The sequence below is a fragment of the Shewanella sp. SM23 genome (assembly GCF_025654295.1).
GTDB lineage: Bacteria > Pseudomonadota > Gammaproteobacteria > Enterobacterales > Shewanellaceae > Shewanella > Shewanella oncorhynchi.
In genome coordinates this window covers 81,918-101,141 of the sequence record NZ_JAKKRM010000008.1, presented here as the reverse complement: position 1 = coordinate 101,141, position 19,224 = coordinate 81,918, and the positions used below count along the sequence as shown (strand labels likewise).

The following is a 19,224-nucleotide window of genomic DNA, read 5'->3' as shown; positions in this document are numbered from 1 at the left end:
TATCTGTAGAGAGAAAATATGAAGATTTTAGTGATTAACTGCAGCCCGCAACAGCTAGCGTCCTCGACCTATAGTGTGGCGCAAGCCATGATTGACCAACTCACTGATTTACATGAACTCAATATCGACATGCTCGATGCCACAGGCCTGCCACACATCGGCAGTGATTATGCTAACTCACTCTGCGCGGCTGACAGTGCTCATGATCTTAACAAGGGCAGCTTAGCCATTTCGGATCGATTAATCCGCTCACTTGAGAGGGCAGATCTGGTGATCATAGCTTCTCCTATGCATAACTACTCCGTACCTTCCTGTCTTAAAAGTTGGCTGGACCACGTGGTTCGAGTCGGCAAGACCTTCAATATTACCGCCACCGGAAAGCAGGCATTATTGGCCGATAAGCCGGTTTATGTTTTAGTCTCGTCGGGCGGAGTGTTTTCTGGTGAAGCCGCCTACCAACCCGATTTCTTTACCCCCTATATCAAAGCGATCTTGGCCACCATTGGCCTCAATAGTGTCTTATTTTTCACGATTGAAGGCACAGCAAATCGCACTGACTTAGTACAACAAAAAATCGCAGATGTTCAACGTCGAGTATGTGAGCATTTAGCGACCGTCTTAGCTTAATCAACTGTCTTTACAGCCATTTAATTCATGACCTTTTAGGCGCTGGGACACTCAGGCTAAAAGGTATCTTACGTTTTCAGTAAAAATGATAGGAAAATTGTTATGACTACCGGCTTTAATACCTTACTAAAAACGCCATTGATCGCATTGTTATGTTTATTTACCTTGGCTCAAGTGGCCCATAGCGCAGACGATTATTCGGCCGAGGGTGAACGAAGAGCTAAATCAGCTGGGGAGTCCTTGGTTGGCACGCCAGCCCCTCAAATGAAGATGACAACCATTAATGGGAAGACGATTGATCTTGCTGATTTTTATGGTAAGAAGCCAGTTTACATTAAGTTCTGGGCAACCTGGTGTGTCCCGTGCCGTGAACAAATGCCGAGCTTTGAAGATATCTATAAAAAGTACGGTGACAAGGTTCAAGTCATTGCGGTGAACACAGGTATCAGCGATAACATAAAATCTGTCACCGAGTTTAGTAAAAAAATGGGCTTGACCATGCCCATTACTATTGATGATGGCAAGCTAGCACGTGCGTTCCACTTACGTGTTACCCCTCAACATTTATTGATTGATAAAAATGGTAAATTTGCTTATTTCGGTCATAAGGATGATAAAGAGTTCCATCAGGCTTTGGATAAAGTAGTCGCTGAAAAAGCGACAGGTAAACCTTTACATAATCCGACCTTTGTAGCGAAAGATTCAGGTTATAACTTGGGCGATACAGTGCCTGATCTCGCTTTTTCTACCATTGACGAAAAGCCGCTTAATATTAAATTTAATACAGCCAGCAGTAAAAAAGTGGCAGCGGTATTCTTTGGCCCTTGGTGTGAGTGGTATTTAGAAACAACAGAGCCTAAGACTTCGCAGGCCTGTACTCGGGTGCGTGAGCTGTTGGAGAAAAAATCGCAAGCATCCACAGTGCAATGGGTAACGGTTTCGACCAACTTATGGTCATCAGTTGCTGAGCTTAAGGATTATCGTAAGAGTTATGGCACGACTATGCCAATCGTGTTTGATCGCGATGGTGAGTTGTTCAAGCAATTTGGTGTTAACCAAGTACCAAGCATTAGTTTAATCGACGCTGACGGTAAGGTTATCCTAAAATCCTCGATTCAAGATGATGATTTTGATGCCGTTTTACACACGATTTCAGCATTAAAATAACCCCTTCATCTTGATAATAAAGGCGTGACATGAAACGTTTAGCTCAGTTTATAACAGGATTTATTATCCTAATATGTTCGTTGCAAGTTATGGCCAATGAGCTAAGTCAGTCTCAGCGCCTAATTTCTATTTCCATGATGATGGAGTCTGACAAGCCTGCAGCTGGAACCCACGAGCTCGCTATCACCATGACACCTCAAAAAGGCTGGCATGGTTATTGGCAAAATCCCGGTGATGCAGGCTTTCCAACGCGGTTTGATTGGCAGTTGCCCGAAGGCGTGACGATAGGAGAGGTGCAATATCCGGCGCCGAGTCAGCTGGTGACCAGTGATATCATGAATTACATTTATCACGGCGAATATACCTTGCTTGCGCCTATCACTATTGATAGCAGCATTGCAGTTGGTACTTCGTTGCCCATCAAGCTCGATATCAGCTATCTAGTATGTAATCCAACAAGCTGCTTGCCAGAACAACAGACGATCGAGCAAGACTTCATGGTCGGGAATGGCAAGGTTGAGCAGCATCATCAGCGGCAATTTAGTCAATGGCGTCAGATGCTACCTAGACCATTGGATGCTAAGGGGCAGTTTGCAGTCGAGAACAATACTCTGACGCTGTCTTTACCGCTACACGGTTCAGTCGACAGCCGTAATGCCCATATCTATCCCATCATCAATAACACCCTAGTAAACAATGCACAGCAGATCCTGAACCATGAAGGCGATGTGCTGAGTATGCAAACGCAAGAGGGTGATGAATTAGCTGATTTATTTCAAGGAGTTTTAGTATTAGAAAATGGTACCGCATTACGCTTTGATGCCCATAAAACTGACCATGTCGCGTTTATTGTACCGCCGATAAATGAAGATAATACCAGCAATCAAAACATCTGGTTGATTGGCATCACGGCTTTTGTGGGCGCAATTCTAGGCGGCTTACTACTTAACATCATGCCCTGTGTATTTCCTATCCTGAGCTTAAAGATTTTGAGTCTGTCACATCAAGGTTCGGAAAAAGCGGCGAGGATGGGCTCAGTTGCTTATACCTTAGGTGCGGTGTTGGTCTGTATTTGCTTAGGTGGCGCTATCTTAGGCCTTAGGGCCTTGGGGCATCAAGTCGGCTGGGCATTCCAGTTGCAAAGTCCAGCTGTAATTGCCGCATTGATCCTGTTAATGAGCGCGATTGGGTTTAATTTGGCGGGCTTGTTCGAAATAGGGACATTAACCTCAGGTTCTAAATTGCAAGATCAAAAAGGCCCCATGGGAGATTTCTGGACTGGGGTATTAGCGGCATTCATTGCAACGCCTTGTACCGGGCCCTTTATGGCGACAGCTTTAGGTGCCGCCTTAGTATTACCAACGACGGTGGCATTGGTAATTTTTGCCAGCTTAGGTTTTGGCATGGCATTACCGTTTCTATTGGTGGGTTTTATTCCGGCATTACGTACTCGCTTACCTAAGCCAGGGGCTTGGATGGTCACCGCAAGGCGGATCCTTTCTTTGCCTATGTTTATTACCGTATTAGGCCTAGTGTGGATTTTGATGCGCCAATCAAATGATAATTATGTCTTGTCTGTACTTGCAGCAACCATGCTATCCACCTTTGGTCTATGGCTTACTGGTTTGTGGCAACACTCGCAGCATAAAGGCCAGTGGTGGCCTAGCCTCTTATTGACGTTACTGCCTCTGTTGGCAATCCTTTATTGGGTTCCACAGGCTGAATCCCATGCACAGGGTGAACAAAAAGAGGTGGCGGAAGCGCTTGTCTTTAGCCAAGAACAACTCAATATCTTAGGCGCGCAGCAAGATGTGTTTGTGTATTTTACGGCTGACTGGTGTTTAACCTGCAAGGTAAATGAGAAAACATCGATTGAGCGCCAAGAAGTCAAAGCAGCGTTTAAACAACATAATGTCGCGACTATGATTGGCGACTGGACGAACGGAGATAGTCAGATCACTGAGTTTTTATCACAACATGGGCGTTCTGGAGTACCTTTGTATTTGTGGTATAAAAAAGGCGTAAACAAACCGATTGTTCTACCTCAAATATTGTCTCAAACAATATTAATTGAACGGGCCAAAGGATAAAAGTTTAAATACGACACTGTAATGTCACATTTTAAGCATTAATTTAACCATCTGCACTTAGTGTTGGCTTTGCTGAATAAATTCTAGCATTAATCAACTTTGACGTAATAAGCAGTCCTGATAACTCATTAGGACTGCTATCACCTAGATGCCATTGAGATATAGAGCTTTGATTACTTGGGATTTACTCTATTCTATCCCTGAATATTAAGGAAGCTACCTCACAAAGATGCACCACCAAACACCCGATCAATCACGAGTGTCATGGCAGCGCACGGTCCTCCGAGCGGCAATGAGCAGGACATCGCAGCCCCCTAATTTGCCGCTCAGCCCTTCGGGCAACTCGAACAGCAGTGCTTTAAATATCGTGGAGGTGATCAGAGCGTGAGCGTAGTCCATGTCCTACGGTAGCAATGGATTAGCCCCCAGTTCGCATTCAACCAGTTAGTACAGGAACTGGCTCGCATGCGGACCGGCATTGATCAACAAAACATTATTCATGCTTGTTCCCCACCCCGAAGTTTCTGGGTGAAGTGCATACCACGAGCCAGCAACCCATGACGAAAATAGAAGCGTTGTGCTAAGGGCTTATGCAGGCCGGTATCCAAGACAAAGTGATCACATTGACGCTTCACAGCCTCATCACGCACTGCAGCCAACAGTCTTCCTCCCAAGCCGCTGCGTTGAAGGTCTGGGCTCACGACTAGGTCATCGACGTAGATGAAACGTCCGTAGATCAGGTTTTCCAGCTCGCGGTAACCCGCCAAGCCGACGATGTGAGCACCGTCCCACGCTGCGAGCAAACGGTAATCTTGCTCGGCCTGACGCGCCAATTGCGCGACATAGACAGCTGGAGAGGTGATATGCGGCCGCAAGATACGCATTAGGTCAAAACTGGCCCCAAAGGCCTCTTTGCTATCAAGGTGTTGAAGTGTGTAAGCCATACCCGTTGTCGGCTAAAAAGTGATGGTCAACTTTAAAGCCGCAATGACTTAAGCTACAGGGCCAAAAAGTGCATAAATGACTAGGCCATGAATGCTCCATTCAAATAATACCGCTGAAGTGGTCAATAAAAATGGTGCCAACTTTATGGAGCTATGTGGATAACACTGCCAACGGTATGGGTTCAGCGAAACTACTGTCGCTGAAACCAAACCATGACATCTCAGCGTGTCTAGGAACAAGTACTTAGCTAAATCATATAACCATACATTGACATAAAATCTACCCATAGTCTGACAAATAAGGAATCCCAAAATAACTCTAGTGATAAAGTGTAATTTTACTACGAATATCCATTAAACCTTTGCAAACTTACAATTGGACATTTCTGAGTTAAACCTTTAACTCTAACTTGTGAGTTTCAGCATAAAATATCTATGGGGTAACGACGCATTAAGGTGTAAACAACGCTACAGATAACACTACAGTAGCGCCGAACTTCAATCACATGAGATGAGATAACAACGGTAATGGAGTATGAGAGTGCGTCAGTGCGTTTTGCTAAGCTCTGCCTCCAATTTGAACAGCTCTGAGTCGGTACTAATACCAAGTTTGCGGAAGGCGGCTTGCTTTTGGCCGCTGATAGTCTTTTTGCTACGCGAGAATTTCAGGGCGATCTGGTTGACCGTAAGGCCTGTGAGACAGCAGCGAAGCACTTCGCTTTCCTTTGGTGACAAATCAGAATAGTTAACTAAGCCTTGTTTACTCTCGTTAGGGCAAGCAACATCAATAGATTGGGAAAAGGACTGTTTTTCCTGCTCTGTTGCAAAACTCGGCGACAAATATAACCGTCCGCGCGCGGCCATTCGAATAGCCTTAATCAGGTCGTCGGTATTTTGCGATTTGCCGACAAAGCCGTTGGCACCAGTGCGGATACTCATATGTACAGTAGCGGGACGTTCAGCGGAGGAAAAGATAACTATGCGCAAATCGGGATAACGTTGGCGAATTAGACCTATCAGACGCAAACCATCCAACTCACCGTCACTCAGTTGGTAGTCAAGCACCAGAAGATCGAAGGTATTCCGGCGCATTGCATTGAGCAGCTCGGTGCTGGTTGAGTAGACACCTTGTAAACTGAAGTCGGGTTCTGCTGAGATACGCATACTCAGCGCCTCGCGGATCAATGTGTGGTCATCCAGCAGGGCAATTCTGATTAGTGGCTTGCGTGACCATTGCATTGGTGTCAGCTCCTTTGGATTACCTGGTACTTTAATCTAATACAGTCAATTCCTGCAAAGGTAGCAGGTTTTGTCGGATGTTAAAACCTAATGCCCTGCTTAAGGAGTACTGCTCAATCAAGTTAGCTTTGGCTTACAAACTTACTTTTAACTGCTCAAGGCTTAGGGCTTTGGAGTGCAAATCAAGCCGTGGTGTCAGTACATGCTCTCCCTGTGTTAGAAGAAAATCCACAGCATTAACTATGTCGACTACCTGAATCTTGCTTGCATTGTCGATGCGACCATCGTTGGTCATGTCCGTATTGACTACACTTGGACACAGGCAGGTGACATGCACATTGAATGGTAGTAGTTCTTTGTATAGCGCCTCGCTGTAGCTGATCAGCGCTGCTTTACTAGCCGCATATACACCTAGTTTTGCAAGATTCTCTACACCAGCTCGGGATGACAAGATGAAAATATAGCCTGCTCCGATCCTTTTCATATGATCGGCTAAGTGATTGGTAATTATCATCGTCGAGGTTATATTTATCGTCAGCATTGTACTTACTTGCGCTGCACTTAGTTTCGAGGTCCCTGCCAACAAAATCCCGGCGCTATTAACCAATATGTTGATGGGGGCTGAGTTAGTTAATAGCGAAGTTATGGCTTGGTCAACCGCTTCGGGGTATTGCATATCCACTGGTATCAGTTGGATTTGGCAATTGGGGTGTGTGGACAATATATCCCTCCTAGCTCGCTCAAGATTCCTAGAATTCTTCGCTAGTAATATTAAATCTGAGCCCTGTGCCGCAAAGCTTTTGGCAATTGCTAAGCCGATACCGCGGCTACCACCGGTTATTAAAGCACGTTGGTTCATCGTTCTACTGTCTCATTTAAAGAGTTTGCACAAATTTTCTTTTTAGTTTTGGGAATTCATGTAGAGCTCTGCATGTCCATGAAGCATGGAAACCGCTGGAAGCAAGCCTTGCATGAATCTATATACTATCTATGAGAGATTGGTATGTTTGTTGTTGGTCAACGTCTAATGAATGTTCAACTTTGGGGAAGGCCAGTTAATAGCTCTCTGGTTGCATTTGCAACGTCCTTTTTCCTCATCAAACTTTCACCAACTAAGAAACTATTAATTCCCACGTTTTTCAGGCGTAGGCAGTCACTATGGTTAAAGATTCCGCTTTCACCTACGAGCAGTTTACTGTCTGGGACCATATGAGCCAGATTTTCGCTCGTATTTAGGCTAACTTCAAAGGTATTCAGGTTCCGATTGTTGATGCCGAGCAGTGGTGACCTCATTCGCAACGCTCGTAACAATTCCTCTACGTTATGGACCTCGATCAACACATCCATACCAAGTTCTAACGCGATATCTTCAAGCTCGGCCGCTTGTTCATCGGTTAATACAGCCATGATTAGCAGGATGCAGTCACTTCCCCAGGCGCGAGACTCATAGATTTGGTAGGGATCAAACATGAAATCTTTGCGCAGCGTAGGTAGATTGCAAGCACTACGCGAATCGATAAGGTGCTGTGGCGCTCCACGAAAGCTCAGCATGTCGGTGAGCACGGATAGACAAGTAGCACCACCTTCTTCATAAGCCCTTGCTAAATTTGCCGGATTGAAGTTTTCTCTTATAAGCCCTTTTGATGGGCTGGCTTTCTTTATCTCACCTATCAACCCAAGTTGACTATGCTGATTTTGAGATTTAAGTGCATTGTAGAAACCACGAGCGGCAGGCTGTTCCATTGCCATCATCTTGATCTCATCAATATTAATTTCGGATTTAGCTACTGCAATTTCCTGAAGTTTGTAGGACTTGATTTTTCTGAGGATATCGCTCATTTATTTTCCTTATTCGTCAGAGGTTAGCGTAACCTAGAGCCCTAATTTATAAAATTAGCTGGATTAAAAAGAGAGTACACACTTCTATCTAGGTATTGAGTAACCACTGACGTGGAGTTCTAAAACTTTGCTCCCAAGGTTCAACTGCAGACTCAATGTTTTCAATTTTTAGTGAGCAGATTTTGCAGCTTATATGCCTCTATGGGTAGCAATCTTAGTTAGTTCTAATTTCTTCTCTGTACAGCTATTAATATGGATTTATCTAGATGCTTGACAATTATATCGAGATTACCTTCGATTGCGCATAAGACTGGTCTTAAATATGTGGCGGCAAGTCAATATTTTCATCGGACATTGAATGCGGTCAGGAAAGGTATTTTTCTATGACGCTGTTACGAGCATGTGAGTATAATACATAATAAGCCCAGTCTATCCGTACCTAATGTCTCGGTAGTACCTTTGCAATACAGTATGTGGGAATGGCAGTATGTGTAAAGTTAGAAAACTCGCCGCGCTCAACAAAGCGCAGGCGAGATTCTTTGATGCCTGCCAGTTAATAGACGCGCTTCTGTAGCTCCTAAGGTTGCACTATGTTACTCAAAACCGCTCATGTGTCGCCATGGATGATGAGGCGATTGAATTTGCTTGAGGTTTAGTTCGAAACTTTGATTCATTAACTTAACCATCCTTCGATTTAAATCCTCAGTTTTTGGTACAAACCATTATGAAATACTCATATTTCCTACTTCTATTTTTAGGTTTTGCTACCTCCTGCCTGTTTCGCGCTGTGGCTTATGGTGAGGAGACGGATAGCGTACGGCTCTTGAACCGTACGCCAGTGGTGAGTCCAAAAGTACATTTCAATACGCAAACTCAGTCTTGGCTTGATAGAAAATTAGAGGTTAGAGTGGCTATATGGGGCGAAGCGTGGCCACCTATGCATCTGGGACTTGATTCGGCTCACTTTGAGGGAGCTACGGCTGATGTTTTGGGGGCATTAGAGCAGACATTGGGGGTTCGCTTCAAAATTGTCCGCTATTTAGGTCGCGAGGACGCGATGCAGGCGCTAGTCGCTGGCGAAATCGAGATTCTTGCCTTCAATGATACAGGGCAACCGAGTGATTCGCGTGTTCGCCAGTCGGTTGCCTATTTGGTTAATCACCGTGTTGTCATCCGACGTACGAGCGATGCCTATAATACTGATCCGAAAATGGCCAATGAGCGGCTTGCCTATGTTGGCTCCTCCCTGCTGGAAAAACAGCTCATGCAGCGCTACCCGCTCGCTAAACTGATGAGGTATCGCAATCGCACGCAAGCACTCACTGCGGTGGTTTATGGCCAGGCGGATGCCATGTACACGAGCTCCACCACTGCAGCATATCTGATACCGCAAATGTTTCCTAACCTGCTTTATTTCGATCACATAAAGGATGTACCTGATGTTGGGAACATTAACTTCGCCGTCAGCGCCAAACAGCCCGAGCTGCTAGACGCAATTAATCAGTCGCTCTCAGCTATTTCCCTGTCCGAGATGCTAAGAATTGCTTCGCGCTGGGAGCTGAGCGAAGACTTCGTGATCCCCAGAAAACCTCTTCGGTTAAGTGCAGAACAGCAAACATGGGCGATGGCGAATCCGGAAATCAGAGTGATTGTGTCCGCCCTTGATGCGCCGCTGACCTTCTATGATAAACATGGCCAGCTGCACGGGTTGAGCGTTGACCTGCTTAAGCAGATTGAGCGCAGTACTGGCCTGAGGTTCGAGTTCATACGCGGCGATGGCGTTGGGGATATGATCGGAAGGGTTCAGAGAGAGCAGGCTGACCTAATCGTTGCACTAAGCGTCGTTGGTTCTGTGACTGGACCTTTGCATTATACACGTCCTTACCTGATGAGTCCGTTGGTGGTAGTGACCCGGCGAGAACAGGCCAATATTCACGGCCTCGATGATCTTCATGGCCGGCGTTTGGCTATTGTACGTGATACCCCTGGTTTTGCATGGTTGGGCAAGCATCATCCGAGTATCACCGCGGTAGCAGTCGAGAACACCTCGCAAGGACTGGAGATGCTGATAAGCGGGGAAGTCGATGGCAGTGTGCAGAGCCAGTTCGTTGCCGATTACTTCATCAAGCAGTATTTCCAGGCTGACCTGCATGTTGCTTCGGTGTTTGGGCCGAGGCCTGACAGGATCGTCATGGCTGCAGCCTCCGACAAGCAAATATTGAAGGACATCATCAACGAAGCTTTACTGGATATCCCACCCGAGCGCCTCAGACAGTTGACTGATCGCTGGTATAACCATGACGCACCTGCAATTGCTAGCTCATGGAGCACATACAAAAACGAGATCTACACAGTTATCGGTGGTGGTGCGCTGTTTGCGTTGATCTTCGTCCTTTGGAACTACTACTTAAGGAGGCAGGTTCGTCGCCGACAAAGGGCCGAAGAGGCTCTGAAGGATCAGTTGGAGTTCACTCGAACCTTAATTGATGGTTCACCAGTCGCGTTGTATGTACGTGACCAGCATGGACGCTTGATTCATTGCAATCAGGCGTATCTGGACTTTATGCAGGCGTCGCGGGAGGAGTTCGTCGGTAAGACATTGCTGGAAAACAGCTACGTCGCACCTTGGCTGGTCGCGCGCTATCACCAGATGTACTTGGAGGTAGTGAAAACGGGCAAGCCTGTTGTCGCGGATTTAGATGTAGATGTAAAAGGACAACCTTTCCATATTTATCATTGGATACTTCCGTTTCAGGATGGCATGGGCCGCTACCGAGGCGTGATTGGAGGATGGCTGGATATCACTGAGCGCGTGAAACTGCTGCAGCAATTGCAGCAGGCGAAAGAGCAAGCTGTTGAGGCCAGCCGATCCAAGTCGGTGTTTTTAACCACCATGAGCCATGAAATTCGCACACCTATAAGTGCTGTGGTGGGGCTGATTGAATTGTTGCGCCTGAGAACCGACGATCCCGAAAAAATGGCGCAGAACCTAGATGTGGCTTATCAGTCTGCACAGTCTCTTTTAGCGCTGATCGGCGATATTCTTGACTTATCTAAGATCGAGGCAAACGTCCTTGAGCCGTCTTTCAGAGCAACAGACTTGGAGGTGTTGATACAATCAGTTCATCGTCTGTTTGAGGCCAATGCGCGGAAAAAGAACCTCGAATACAAGCTGCTTATCGACGTTACCCATAGGGGAGTAATGATTGATAGCCTAATGCTTAATCAGATTATTTCCAACTTGCTCAGCAATGCTATCAAGTTCACAGAGCAGGGGATTGTACAGTTGGTACTACGTGAAGACATGAGCCGTATATGTGATGGATATGCTAGCTATGAGATCCAAGTCCAAGATAGCGGATCAGGCCTGAGCGATGCCGACCAAGAGGTGATATTCGAACCCTTCGTACAGGCCGGCGGTGTGCAGCAGCGTCGTGATGGTTCAGGCCTTGGATTGAACATCTGCCAAAGATTGGCCAAGTTACTAGGGGCAACGCTTTCGGTTGAAAGTGATCTAGGTAAGGGCTCGTGCTTCCTCCTGCGCTTCGAGGCTCCGCTTGTTCATGTGGACACCCAGCCACAATTGGTGCCATTGCAATCGGCATCTACCCACAGGTTGCGAATTTTGGTAGCTGAAGACCACGCTCCTAGTCGTCTGCTTTTGTGCCAGCAGCTTGAATACCTTGGTCATGAGGTTGTTCCTTGCGACGACGGCGAGTCAGCACTCAATGTTTGGGCCCATGCCTCTCTCTCATTCGACCTCACTATTGCCGACTGCAACATGCCTAACATGGATGGCTTCGAACTCAGTAGCCGTATCCGCGCGATTGAGGAGGAGAAGGCGGAAGGTTTTCATCCGATCTTCGGCCTGACGGCCAATGCTCAATCTTCTGCTGTTGAGAAAGGGCTGGCTGCTGGTATGACCAAATGTTTATTCAAGCCTGTCAGCATTGAGGAACTTTCGAGCTTAATTGGCGAAATATCCAGAAGCAGTGAGCTACAAGCAAAAGCCGCTGGCGCCAATAACGAACTGGAGAAGCTCCGCATTCTTAAACCGGAGGCATACGATGATCTGGTCGAGGAAATCTTGCGGACCTTACGGGAGGACTCGCTAAAGTTGGCCGAGATAGGTGAGGGAAACGATCTCAAGGCGCTTGCTCGGCTGGCTCACAAGATTAAAGGGGGGGCGCAGCTTGCCGGTGATGCGCAACTTGTCAAAGTGTGTCAGGTGCTAGAAGACGGTGCGGAAAAGGGAGATAAGAGATCTTTCGATAACATTAGTTTGGCGCTGCATCTCCTAGATGCGCTTCAGATGCGGCTGCTGGCGGAGAGTTGAAAAACCAATTAGCTCTATGCCGAGTTAATTGGTTTTTAAGACAAGTCTTATATCGACTATGTAAGCTTAATGGTTAAATCTATCCGATAAGGATGTGTCTTAAACGATGAGCGGTCTGCCGCTATAAGAGGTTCGCAACTCATACTGGAATTTTCTCAAACCAAGTAAGTTAAAAGGATAGCAGAATGACTAAGTCAAGCTTGTCACGGTTAGCTGTATGTTTTTCTCTTTATACGGGGGCGATTTCGGCTAATGTTGTCGGTGCTACTGTTGTTAGTGCTAGTGATGCGGATAATTACATTATTCGTCATTCGGTCAGCGCAAGTGTTCCTGTTTCTGCCGCTGTTGAAGTGCCCGTCTCTGCATCCATGGTGTATTTATCTGGTAAACTCCCACCAATCCAAGATCACGATCAACCACTCGATAGCCCTCTAGCTTATGGTGGTGACACCCAGAATCAAACGGTAGCCGTACTACGTGAGATAGAAAAAACCTTGGTGAACATTGGCCTTGAGCTTGGTGATGTGGTGAAGATGCAGGTATTTCTAGTGGGAGACCCTGCGTTGGATAATAAAATGGACCTAGAAGGCTTTGCTAATGGTTATGCTCAGTTCTTTGGCACTAAAGCGCAACCCCATTTACCTGCCCGTACAACATTACAAGTGGCGAGTTTGGCCAATAGAGGGATGCGTGTTGAAATAGATATTACGGCGGTACGAAAAAATCCTAGTGTTATCGTATCGGAAAAGCTTGAAACGACTCCTTCTGATTGTAGGTAGCCATTCACAATTCGACGTTAGGCATTCAAGAGCATATTTTATCTCTGCACTCTATATGTAGCGCTAAGAATTGTTAATTTTATTTTCGGAATTTTAGTATGAGCAACTCAATCTACCAGAAGATTACGTTTCATCACGTAGGAATCCCAATAACTGAAAGGCTTCCTGATAAAACTTATAATGCTGGCTTGAAAATGCATGCCACAGGATATTTTGAATCCCCCTATGCTATGGAGTGGATGGAGTTTGATAAGGACAGTCCGCTACCTGAAATCATAAGAACACAGCCTCATATTGGCTATGTAGTTGAAGACCTGCAAAAGGCAATCAAGGGCCGAAAGGTGATTCTCGAACCAACGAGCCCCTGCAATGGGGTTACAGTAGCGTTTGTTTTAGAAGGTCGTGATTTGGTAGAGTTTCTACAGTTTGATATGCCAGAAGAAGAAGTATGGCCACACCCGACTAAGTTCCTTCTTGAGTGTTTTTAACAGGTTTTGTTGCCGAATTCTAGTTAAGACTCCCACATTATTAAACCATATACTTAACCTGAGATCGGTTTAACAAGCCATAACTGCAATAGCCGTTAATGAGGTTCAGTAGTGGCTGTAGTGATGTGATGGACGCCACATCACTATAGCTAAACCCGCGACCACGCACGCCATGATGTTCATGGCAGTACCACGCTTTTACTGCAGCTTCATCCACCCAGAAAGTGAGCGAGCCACAGCTCACTAATGCTTGGTTACATTGCTTCCAATTAACGATTTTATGTATTGATTTACCCATGTAGCCGCCCTGAAGGTGAGTCAGGAGATCTGATGATGGGAACACCGATTATTTCACTGATTTGCTCAACAACGCCGCATAAACCCATAGCCAGTTAGCTAATTGTAAGAACATAATTAAGTTCACTCGAATTCATAACAAAGCCAGTGAAGAGTTGAAAAAACTCGTAGCCACAAGATTGCCCAGTTTATTGTCTTTTAAGACAAGTCTTATGTCGGCTGTGTGAACTTGATGGTTAAATCAATCCGATTAGGGTTTGACTTGAGTCTATGAGTAGTCCGCATCTGCGAGCGGAAAGCCATTCATACTGGGACAGCTTCTCAAATTTATCAAACCAAATAAGTTAAAAGGATAGCTGATTGATTCAATCGAACTAAAAATTTGAGCTTCATAGTGGAATAAGATTCAACCTTAAAACTCTTATATAAATACGGTTATTTAAATGACTGCATTATCTATTTTAACACTTAAAGGAAAGTTATGAGCAAGTCAATAATACCTAAGTTATCACCTATCTATTCATTGTTATTTTCTACCTGTATTATTGTTTCACCGAACGTTGCAGCTTCTATACTGGGAGATAAAGTACAGTATTTTGAAAAACAAGGTTGGAGTATTGGGGTTACAGTATTGGACACCGAGTCAAACGAGATGGAATCCGTACATGGGGATAAGCGTTTCCATTTCAACAGTACAATTAAAGCATTGGCTTGTGCGAATGTATTGGCCAAAGTGGACAAAGGACAGCTTAGACTCAGTGATTCCATCATATTAAAAAAGAGTGATATTATCGAATATTCTCCAGTTACAAAAAATTACGTTGGTAAAGAACTCACTCTCAATGATGCTTGCGAAGCTACATTAACATATAGTGATAATACTGCTGCGAACTACACTATATCTGCAGTCGGTGGACCAAGTGGGTTGACTAACTTTATGCGATCAATAGGTGATAATGTCTGGCGTTCAGATCGTTACGAACCGGAATTAACGAAGAATATAGAGTATGATATAAGGGATACGACGAGCGCTAATGCAATGGCTGAAAGTCTAAATAAACTTCTTTTGGGTAATATTCTATCAGCAGAATCAAAGTTAAAATTGAAGCAGTGGATGGAAGGAAATAAAGTAGCCGATGGTCTTCTAAGAGCATCATTACCTAATGGTTGGTCAATCGCGGATCGTTCTGGCGCCAGTGATTATGGTGTGCGAGGTATTATATCAATGGCTTGGTCAGAAGCACAAAGTCCCGTGATTGTTACAATATTCGTAAGAAAAAGTGGAACAACAATTGAAGAAAGAGATAAAATAATCTCAGAAATAGGAAAAGTTATTTATATTAAATATCAATAACTTGATTAGTTGAGAATTACCTTTTTTATTAGAGGAGTCTACTCCTTCTATAAAAAAGGTAACTATCACATTGCATACTAGCAATTAAATCATTAAACACTAAGCTGCTTTACTTAATTTAGTTGAGGACTGTGGAATCGATGAATAAATCGAGAAAACTAACAAAAAATTAAAAACAGGATACATTCTGGCTGCATTAATTTAAACAGAAACAAGGCGATAAAACCGAACACGATTAACAGAATTGATGAGATTAGAACCCGTATAGGTCGGAAAATCATGAATTAGCCATCCATAGCCGGAGAATCAAAATACCATTTATCAATATGACAATAGTATAGATTTCTATCAGTGCAAATTGGGCTGGTGCGTCGCAATTAATTTTATCAGTGTTCTGATCTAATCCCATCGGACACTTAATTTGAGACAGTATGGTCAACAAATTAAGAGGTCTATATGAGTCTGAAGAAATCACATAAGAGTTATCCGCAGGCATTTAAAGATGAAGCCGTCTTGATGGTGTTAGAGCAAGGCTATCGCGTTGCTGATGCAGCATAGACTTTTGGGGTTAGTACTAGCCCGCTTTACAACTAGAAAGAAAAACACGATGCCTTGCAGCAAGGCATCACCTTAGAAGAGTCTGAGCGTGATGAGTTGAAGCGATTACGTAGAAAAAACAAATGATTACGCATGGAGAAAGAAATACTAAAAAGGCAAGCGCCTTGCCGATATATCAAGCTCTTTATCAAAGTGCATGTCAGGTAGTGTCACCAATATATTCATACTTAAAAATTCCCTATAAACTAGATATGCACATATATTTGTTAAACGCGCATGCACATTTAACCAAATGTATAGTTTAAGCTTTTCTAAATAAAAACTATTGCTTAACAAGGGCTCTAACTGAGTCGTGATGTATAAACGACCACTAAGTCAGCGCACAGCAAAATGGCTCGGTTATATACGTGAATCAGACTAGGTAAGCCTGATTCACGGTAACGATTTTTGAAGCCCCTTATGGTCATTTGGTATCTATTTCAAATTATCAGACAACAAAGGGCGGATCTTCGAGCTGGGGCAGAAATGAATTAGGAACTTTGTATCTTACAAATACAAACCTCTTCCCATAATAATGGGAAGAGGTCTTACTGCCGATTCGGCAACTACTTGTCGCTGAAACCAAACCATGACATAGCAGCATACCTAGGAACAAGTACTTAGCTAAAACATATAACCATACATTGACATAAAATGTACCCATAGTCTGACAAATAGGAGCAACTCTAAAATAACTAAAGTGAGAAACTGTAATTTTACTACGAATGTCTATTAAACCTTAGCAAAATCACTTTTGGACAAAAGCGTGTTAGAACTTCAACTGTATCAGGTGAATTTCGGATAAGAATTTCTATGGCTTAATGCCTGCCTAAGGGGCTGGCAACGCATAACACTAAACTCAAACACAACAACCATAACAACAGCTGCTCATTGGGACTGGAAACGCCACACGTTGACTGTCCCTCTTGAGGCGTTTGCTAGGCATTTTCTCGGACTTTTGAAGACTCTTCCAAAATAAAAAGTTGATTCAATAGCATGAATTCTCTTAAATCTTCATGGATGTCGTCATCTGGTTCTTGATGAGCGCGCCGATTTCTGTAAGCCATAAAAACGCATGAAAAAAGCGTTGCACGCCCCTTAGCTTCACTTCCATCAAGATCATCCCAGTATAGTGATGCATCCTCCCCCTGAAATGCTTTGGAGAATAGCTTTGCACCTGTTTCCTGAGTTAAACCCGACTTGTCCTTGATCAAGCGCTCTAACAATCTATAACCTGCTAACAGCGCATTATCGGGATTTTTTTTAAATGAAAGAGCTATTTCATATAGCCGAGGATCTAATAATGAAAATGGGATTTCTGGAGGAAAATATTGTCTTACGCTGAATTCAGAATAGTGTCGCTCATAAATATAGTCATACCAACGCAGGGGTCTTATTGGGCGTTGCTCTGATAACCAATTTAAGTCTTTTTCAGTTAGCGCAGATTTATTTATTCTCTCGAGGAATTTATAAGAAACCAGATACTCATCAATTTCTTCTGTGAATTTTCTGAGTATTGATAGTACATAAGAAAAAGATCTCGGACCTTCACCAGAATAGCCTGATGTGAATCCAGACTTTATTGCAACAATTACATCGGTATCGACATTTAATATAAGTGCATGATGACAGTCGTAACCACTTCCTGAAGTTAAGATTTTCACTTCGTTTATCTGCCTACCGAAGTGTATCATTTCGACAACTGCATCTATACAGTGCTGCGAAATTCCTCCAAATCCTCGATAATCTATGCCTGCTAATCTCGCTATCATAATCCTTTATTCCTACTAAATGCCTAACGCTCGGCTTTGGGGTTGACTTGGAGCTGCGGAAAGACAGTCCCTGCCCAGAAGGGGCGACAATAGCCGTTTGTTATGTTGTTTATGCAAGATGCTGGTCCGCAAAGCCTTGAACAAACAACAACATCATTTCTACTTGAGACTCATCGTATTCGTTGTACTGACCATGAGCTGCTTTATTCCGTATGTGCGCCCAACTTGTGATCTGCTTTTGTGTCAGCTTTGAGTAAACTTCATTTTTTGCCAACTCAGCATTTAACGGCTCAATTGTTAATGGAGAGCCGTTCGGCTTGGTAATAGCAATATTATTTTTCTTACATAACTCTCTAAGGCCATCTTCAAGAACAGCACCGATTGTAACTGCCGCTGCATCTTTATAGCCTTCAGATAATAAGTGCTCACCAATTTCTAAAAAGTTTGCAAAAATTTCAGCCTGTAGCAAGCCCTTAATGCTGCTAATGAGATCATTTTCAATATCATGCTTAACGGTTAAGGCTATTCCTTGGACTTGAGAAATATGGCCATACCAATTGCTATGAATTGTATAAAAATTCTTAGTCGAGATTGCACGATCAAAATTCACATAATGCTGGCTATTTTCGCCGTATAGCTTTCTTAAAAGTTGGCCGATTCTGGTTACCCATGAAGAAACCTCTGCCAAGTCACTGCCCTCTAAGCTACTATCAGCCCTAGATGCTTTCTGAAGAATTGTATCTCCAATCTCAATTAGCGCATTAATTTCGTTTTTTACAGTTTTACTTAATTCCATAATCCATTATCTCGATTTTAATGATGTCGCCTGAGAACAACATAACGCCGTCCCTCTGCAGCGCATTGTTATGTTTTTTGGTAGAGAAGGTGGAACTCCCTGCTACCAGTGCCATCGTAAACGTAAATATGACTAAAGATTGGTAAGGACTTACTTTCGACTAGGTTTTTAACATTCATTTTTTCTTCTTTCGAAACTGCGCCAGCACTATTAAAAGGCGTGAAGATTCCGACAAGGAGAATTCCTGGACCATGAGCTGAAGCAACTTTTTGCATTGATTTTTTATCATATTTATTTTCGATCACTGCCAACAACGATGCTCTAAAAGTATCATCTGGTTCCAAGATGAGACGACCACTATCAGATATATGCTCTACATCATCAGCGGCACCGGATGTTAGACCTTTAGCATGGGCGATATCCAAAAATGCATCGGTAATTTCAATCCAGGATTGCTTACCATCAATTTCAACGATTGCTTCAGGAGGCTCTGGTTTGGATATGACTTCCAATACTGAGCCCAATGACTTCAGATAAGATGTGAACCCTCGTAGAACGGCATCCTCGTGAACATTTTTTAGATTTCTTCGACTAACCACTACCACTCCTGATATTGATACTAAACATAACGCCCGCAGCACGGGAAAGTTGAAGCGCAGCGGAAACTTTGTCCCTATGACTGCGCTTGTTAGCCATTGAATGCACTTAGGCCAATAGGTGCAAACCTGCCACGCTGCTGACTCCGATAGCCCATACAGTTTCAAACGTAGAGCTTAAAAAAATACGAGTTCGAGCAGTTAATGTTTGTACCATAGACACCTCCTTATCACTGTTGTCGTTGGCCAAAGGAACCATACGGATACTAACGTCTTAGTATTTATGCGCTGTGCTGTTTGCAG

Annotated in this window: 14 protein-coding genes and 2 pseudogenes; 8 read left to right on the top strand and 8 right to left on the bottom strand. The window is 44.0% G+C overall.

Going from position 1 to position 19,224, the window contains the following annotated elements:
• Positions 1-18 precede the first annotated feature (18 nt).
• The 3 genes from L5L98_RS12010 to L5L98_RS12000 all read left to right on the top strand — a co-directional run bounded on the left by L5L98_RS12010 (position 19) and on the right by L5L98_RS12000 (position 3,884).
• Positions 19-627 (top strand): FMN-dependent NADH-azoreductase, encoded by a 609-nt coding sequence (locus L5L98_RS12010; protein WP_263141081.1) that lies wholly within the window; start codon positions 19-21, stop codon positions 625-627.
• 102 nt (positions 628-729) lie between these two features.
• Positions 730-1,794, top strand: a complete 1,065-nt coding sequence (locus L5L98_RS12005; RefSeq protein WP_263141079.1) for a redoxin family protein — start codon at positions 730-732, stop codon at positions 1,792-1,794.
• Positions 1,795-1,823: 29 nt separating this feature from the next.
• A complete protein-coding gene (locus L5L98_RS12000) occupies positions 1,824-3,884 on the top strand; it encodes a protein-disulfide reductase DsbD family protein (protein WP_263141077.1) in 2,061 nt (686 codons plus the stop codon).
• Positions 3,885-4,381: 497 nt separating this feature from the next.
• On the opposite strand, the gene L5L98_RS11995 is transcribed toward L5L98_RS12000, so the two are convergent.
• From L5L98_RS11995 to trpC, 4 genes are all read right to left on the bottom strand, one after another.
• On the bottom strand, positions 4,382-4,828 hold the full coding sequence (locus tag L5L98_RS11995; RefSeq protein WP_263141075.1) for a GNAT family N-acetyltransferase: 447 nt from the start codon (positions 4,826-4,828) through the stop codon (positions 4,382-4,384).
• 546 nt (positions 4,829-5,374) lie between these two features.
• Entirely contained in the window at positions 5,375-6,067 is a 693-nt protein-coding gene (locus L5L98_RS11990; RefSeq protein WP_263141073.1) for a response regulator transcription factor, read from the bottom strand.
• A gap of 133 nt (positions 6,068-6,200) precedes the next feature.
• Positions 6,201-6,926, bottom strand: a complete 726-nt coding sequence (locus tag L5L98_RS11985; protein ID WP_263141071.1) for an SDR family NAD(P)-dependent oxidoreductase — start codon at positions 6,924-6,926, stop codon at positions 6,201-6,203.
• A gap of 176 nt (positions 6,927-7,102) precedes the next feature.
• On the bottom strand, positions 7,103-7,906 hold the full coding sequence (gene trpC, locus L5L98_RS11980; protein ID WP_263141069.1) for an indole-3-glycerol phosphate synthase TrpC: 804 nt from the start codon (positions 7,904-7,906) through the stop codon (positions 7,103-7,105).
• A 724-nt stretch (positions 7,907-8,630) separates the two neighbouring features.
• On the opposite strand from trpC, the gene L5L98_RS11975 reads away from it, so the two are divergent.
• The 3 genes from L5L98_RS11975 (at position 8,631) to L5L98_RS11965 (ending at position 13,509) form a co-directional block, all read left to right on the top strand.
• Entirely contained in the window at positions 8,631-12,242 is a 3,612-nt protein-coding gene (locus tag L5L98_RS11975) for a transporter substrate-binding domain-containing protein (RefSeq protein ID WP_263141067.1), read from the top strand.
• 185 nt (positions 12,243-12,427) lie between these two features.
• Positions 12,428-13,021 carry a RidA family protein gene (locus L5L98_RS11970; protein ID WP_263141065.1) on the top strand — a complete coding sequence of 198 codons (594 nt, stop codon included), beginning with the start codon at positions 12,428-12,430 and terminating at the stop codon, positions 13,019-13,021.
• 98 nt (positions 13,022-13,119) lie between these two features.
• Positions 13,120-13,509, top strand: coding sequence for a VOC family protein (locus tag L5L98_RS11965; RefSeq protein WP_263141063.1), 390 nt, complete (start codon positions 13,120-13,122; stop codon positions 13,507-13,509).
• Positions 13,510-13,627: 118 nt separating this feature from the next.
• Here the strand turns inward: L5L98_RS11965 and L5L98_RS11960 are convergent.
• Positions 13,628-13,807, bottom strand: a pseudogene (locus tag L5L98_RS11960) (IS5/IS1182 family transposase); the annotation flags it as partial.
• Between the two features lie 480 nt (positions 13,808-14,287).
• Between L5L98_RS11960 and bla the strand changes: the two are divergent.
• Complete coding sequence (bla, locus tag L5L98_RS11955; protein WP_263141060.1) at positions 14,288-15,160, top strand: class A beta-lactamase; 873 nt, start codon at positions 14,288-14,290, stop codon at positions 15,158-15,160.
• A gap of 456 nt (positions 15,161-15,616) precedes the next feature.
• A pseudogene (locus tag L5L98_RS11950) lies at positions 15,617-15,841 on the top strand (transposase); the annotation flags it as partial.
• Positions 15,842-16,695: 854 nt separating this feature from the next.
• Here L5L98_RS11950 and L5L98_RS11945 read toward each other — a convergent pair.
• The 3 genes from L5L98_RS11945 to L5L98_RS11935 all read right to left on the bottom strand — a co-directional run bounded on the left by L5L98_RS11945 (position 16,696) and on the right by L5L98_RS11935 (position 18,837).
• A complete protein-coding gene (locus tag L5L98_RS11945) occupies positions 16,696-17,529 on the bottom strand; it encodes a TIGR02391 family protein (protein ID WP_263141057.1) in 834 nt (277 codons plus the stop codon).
• Positions 17,530-17,638: 109 nt separating this feature from the next.
• The gene (locus L5L98_RS11940) at positions 17,639-18,325 is read right to left on the bottom strand and encodes a hypothetical protein (RefSeq protein ID WP_263141055.1); all 687 of its coding nucleotides are present in this window, start codon (positions 18,323-18,325) and stop codon (positions 17,639-17,641) included.
• A 68-nt stretch (positions 18,326-18,393) separates the two neighbouring features.
• Positions 18,394-18,837, bottom strand: a complete 444-nt coding sequence (locus tag L5L98_RS11935) for a hypothetical protein (RefSeq protein WP_263141053.1) — start codon at positions 18,835-18,837, stop codon at positions 18,394-18,396.
• Between the last annotated feature and the right edge of the window lie 387 nt (positions 18,838-19,224).

Bases quoted from the DNA above. Each gene is read 5' to 3' on its own strand.
- L5L98_RS12010 (WP_263141081.1), top strand. From the start codon at position 19: ATGAAGATTTTAGTGATTAACTGCAGCCCGCAACAGCTAGCGTCCTCG.
- L5L98_RS12005 (WP_263141079.1), top strand. From the start codon at position 730: ATGACTACCGGCTTTAATACCTTACTAAAAACGCCATTGATCGCATTG.
- L5L98_RS12000 (WP_263141077.1), top strand. From the start codon at position 1,824: ATGAAACGTTTAGCTCAGTTTATAACAGGATTTATTATCCTAATATGT.
- L5L98_RS11995 (WP_263141075.1), bottom strand. From the start codon at position 4,828: ATGGCTTACACACTTCAACACCTTGATAGCAAAGAGGCCTTTGGGGCC.
- L5L98_RS11990 (WP_263141073.1), bottom strand. From the start codon at position 6,067: ATGCAATGGTCACGCAAGCCACTAATCAGAATTGCCCTGCTGGATGAC.
- L5L98_RS11985 (WP_263141071.1), bottom strand. From the start codon at position 6,926: ATGAACCAACGTGCTTTAATAACCGGTGGTAGCCGCGGTATCGGCTTA.
- trpC (WP_263141069.1), bottom strand. From the start codon at position 7,906: ATGAGCGATATCCTCAGAAAAATCAAGTCCTACAAACTTCAGGAAATT.
- L5L98_RS11975 (WP_263141067.1), top strand. From the start codon at position 8,631: ATGAAATACTCATATTTCCTACTTCTATTTTTAGGTTTTGCTACCTCC.
- L5L98_RS11970 (WP_263141065.1), top strand. From the start codon at position 12,428: ATGACTAAGTCAAGCTTGTCACGGTTAGCTGTATGTTTTTCTCTTTAT.
- L5L98_RS11965 (WP_263141063.1), top strand. From the start codon at position 13,120: ATGAGCAACTCAATCTACCAGAAGATTACGTTTCATCACGTAGGAATC.
- bla (WP_263141060.1), top strand. From the start codon at position 14,288: ATGAGCAAGTCAATAATACCTAAGTTATCACCTATCTATTCATTGTTA.
- L5L98_RS11945 (WP_263141057.1), bottom strand. From the start codon at position 17,529: ATGATAGCGAGATTAGCAGGCATAGATTATCGAGGATTTGGAGGAATT.
- L5L98_RS11940 (WP_263141055.1), bottom strand. From the start codon at position 18,325: ATGGAATTAAGTAAAACTGTAAAAAACGAAATTAATGCGCTAATTGAG.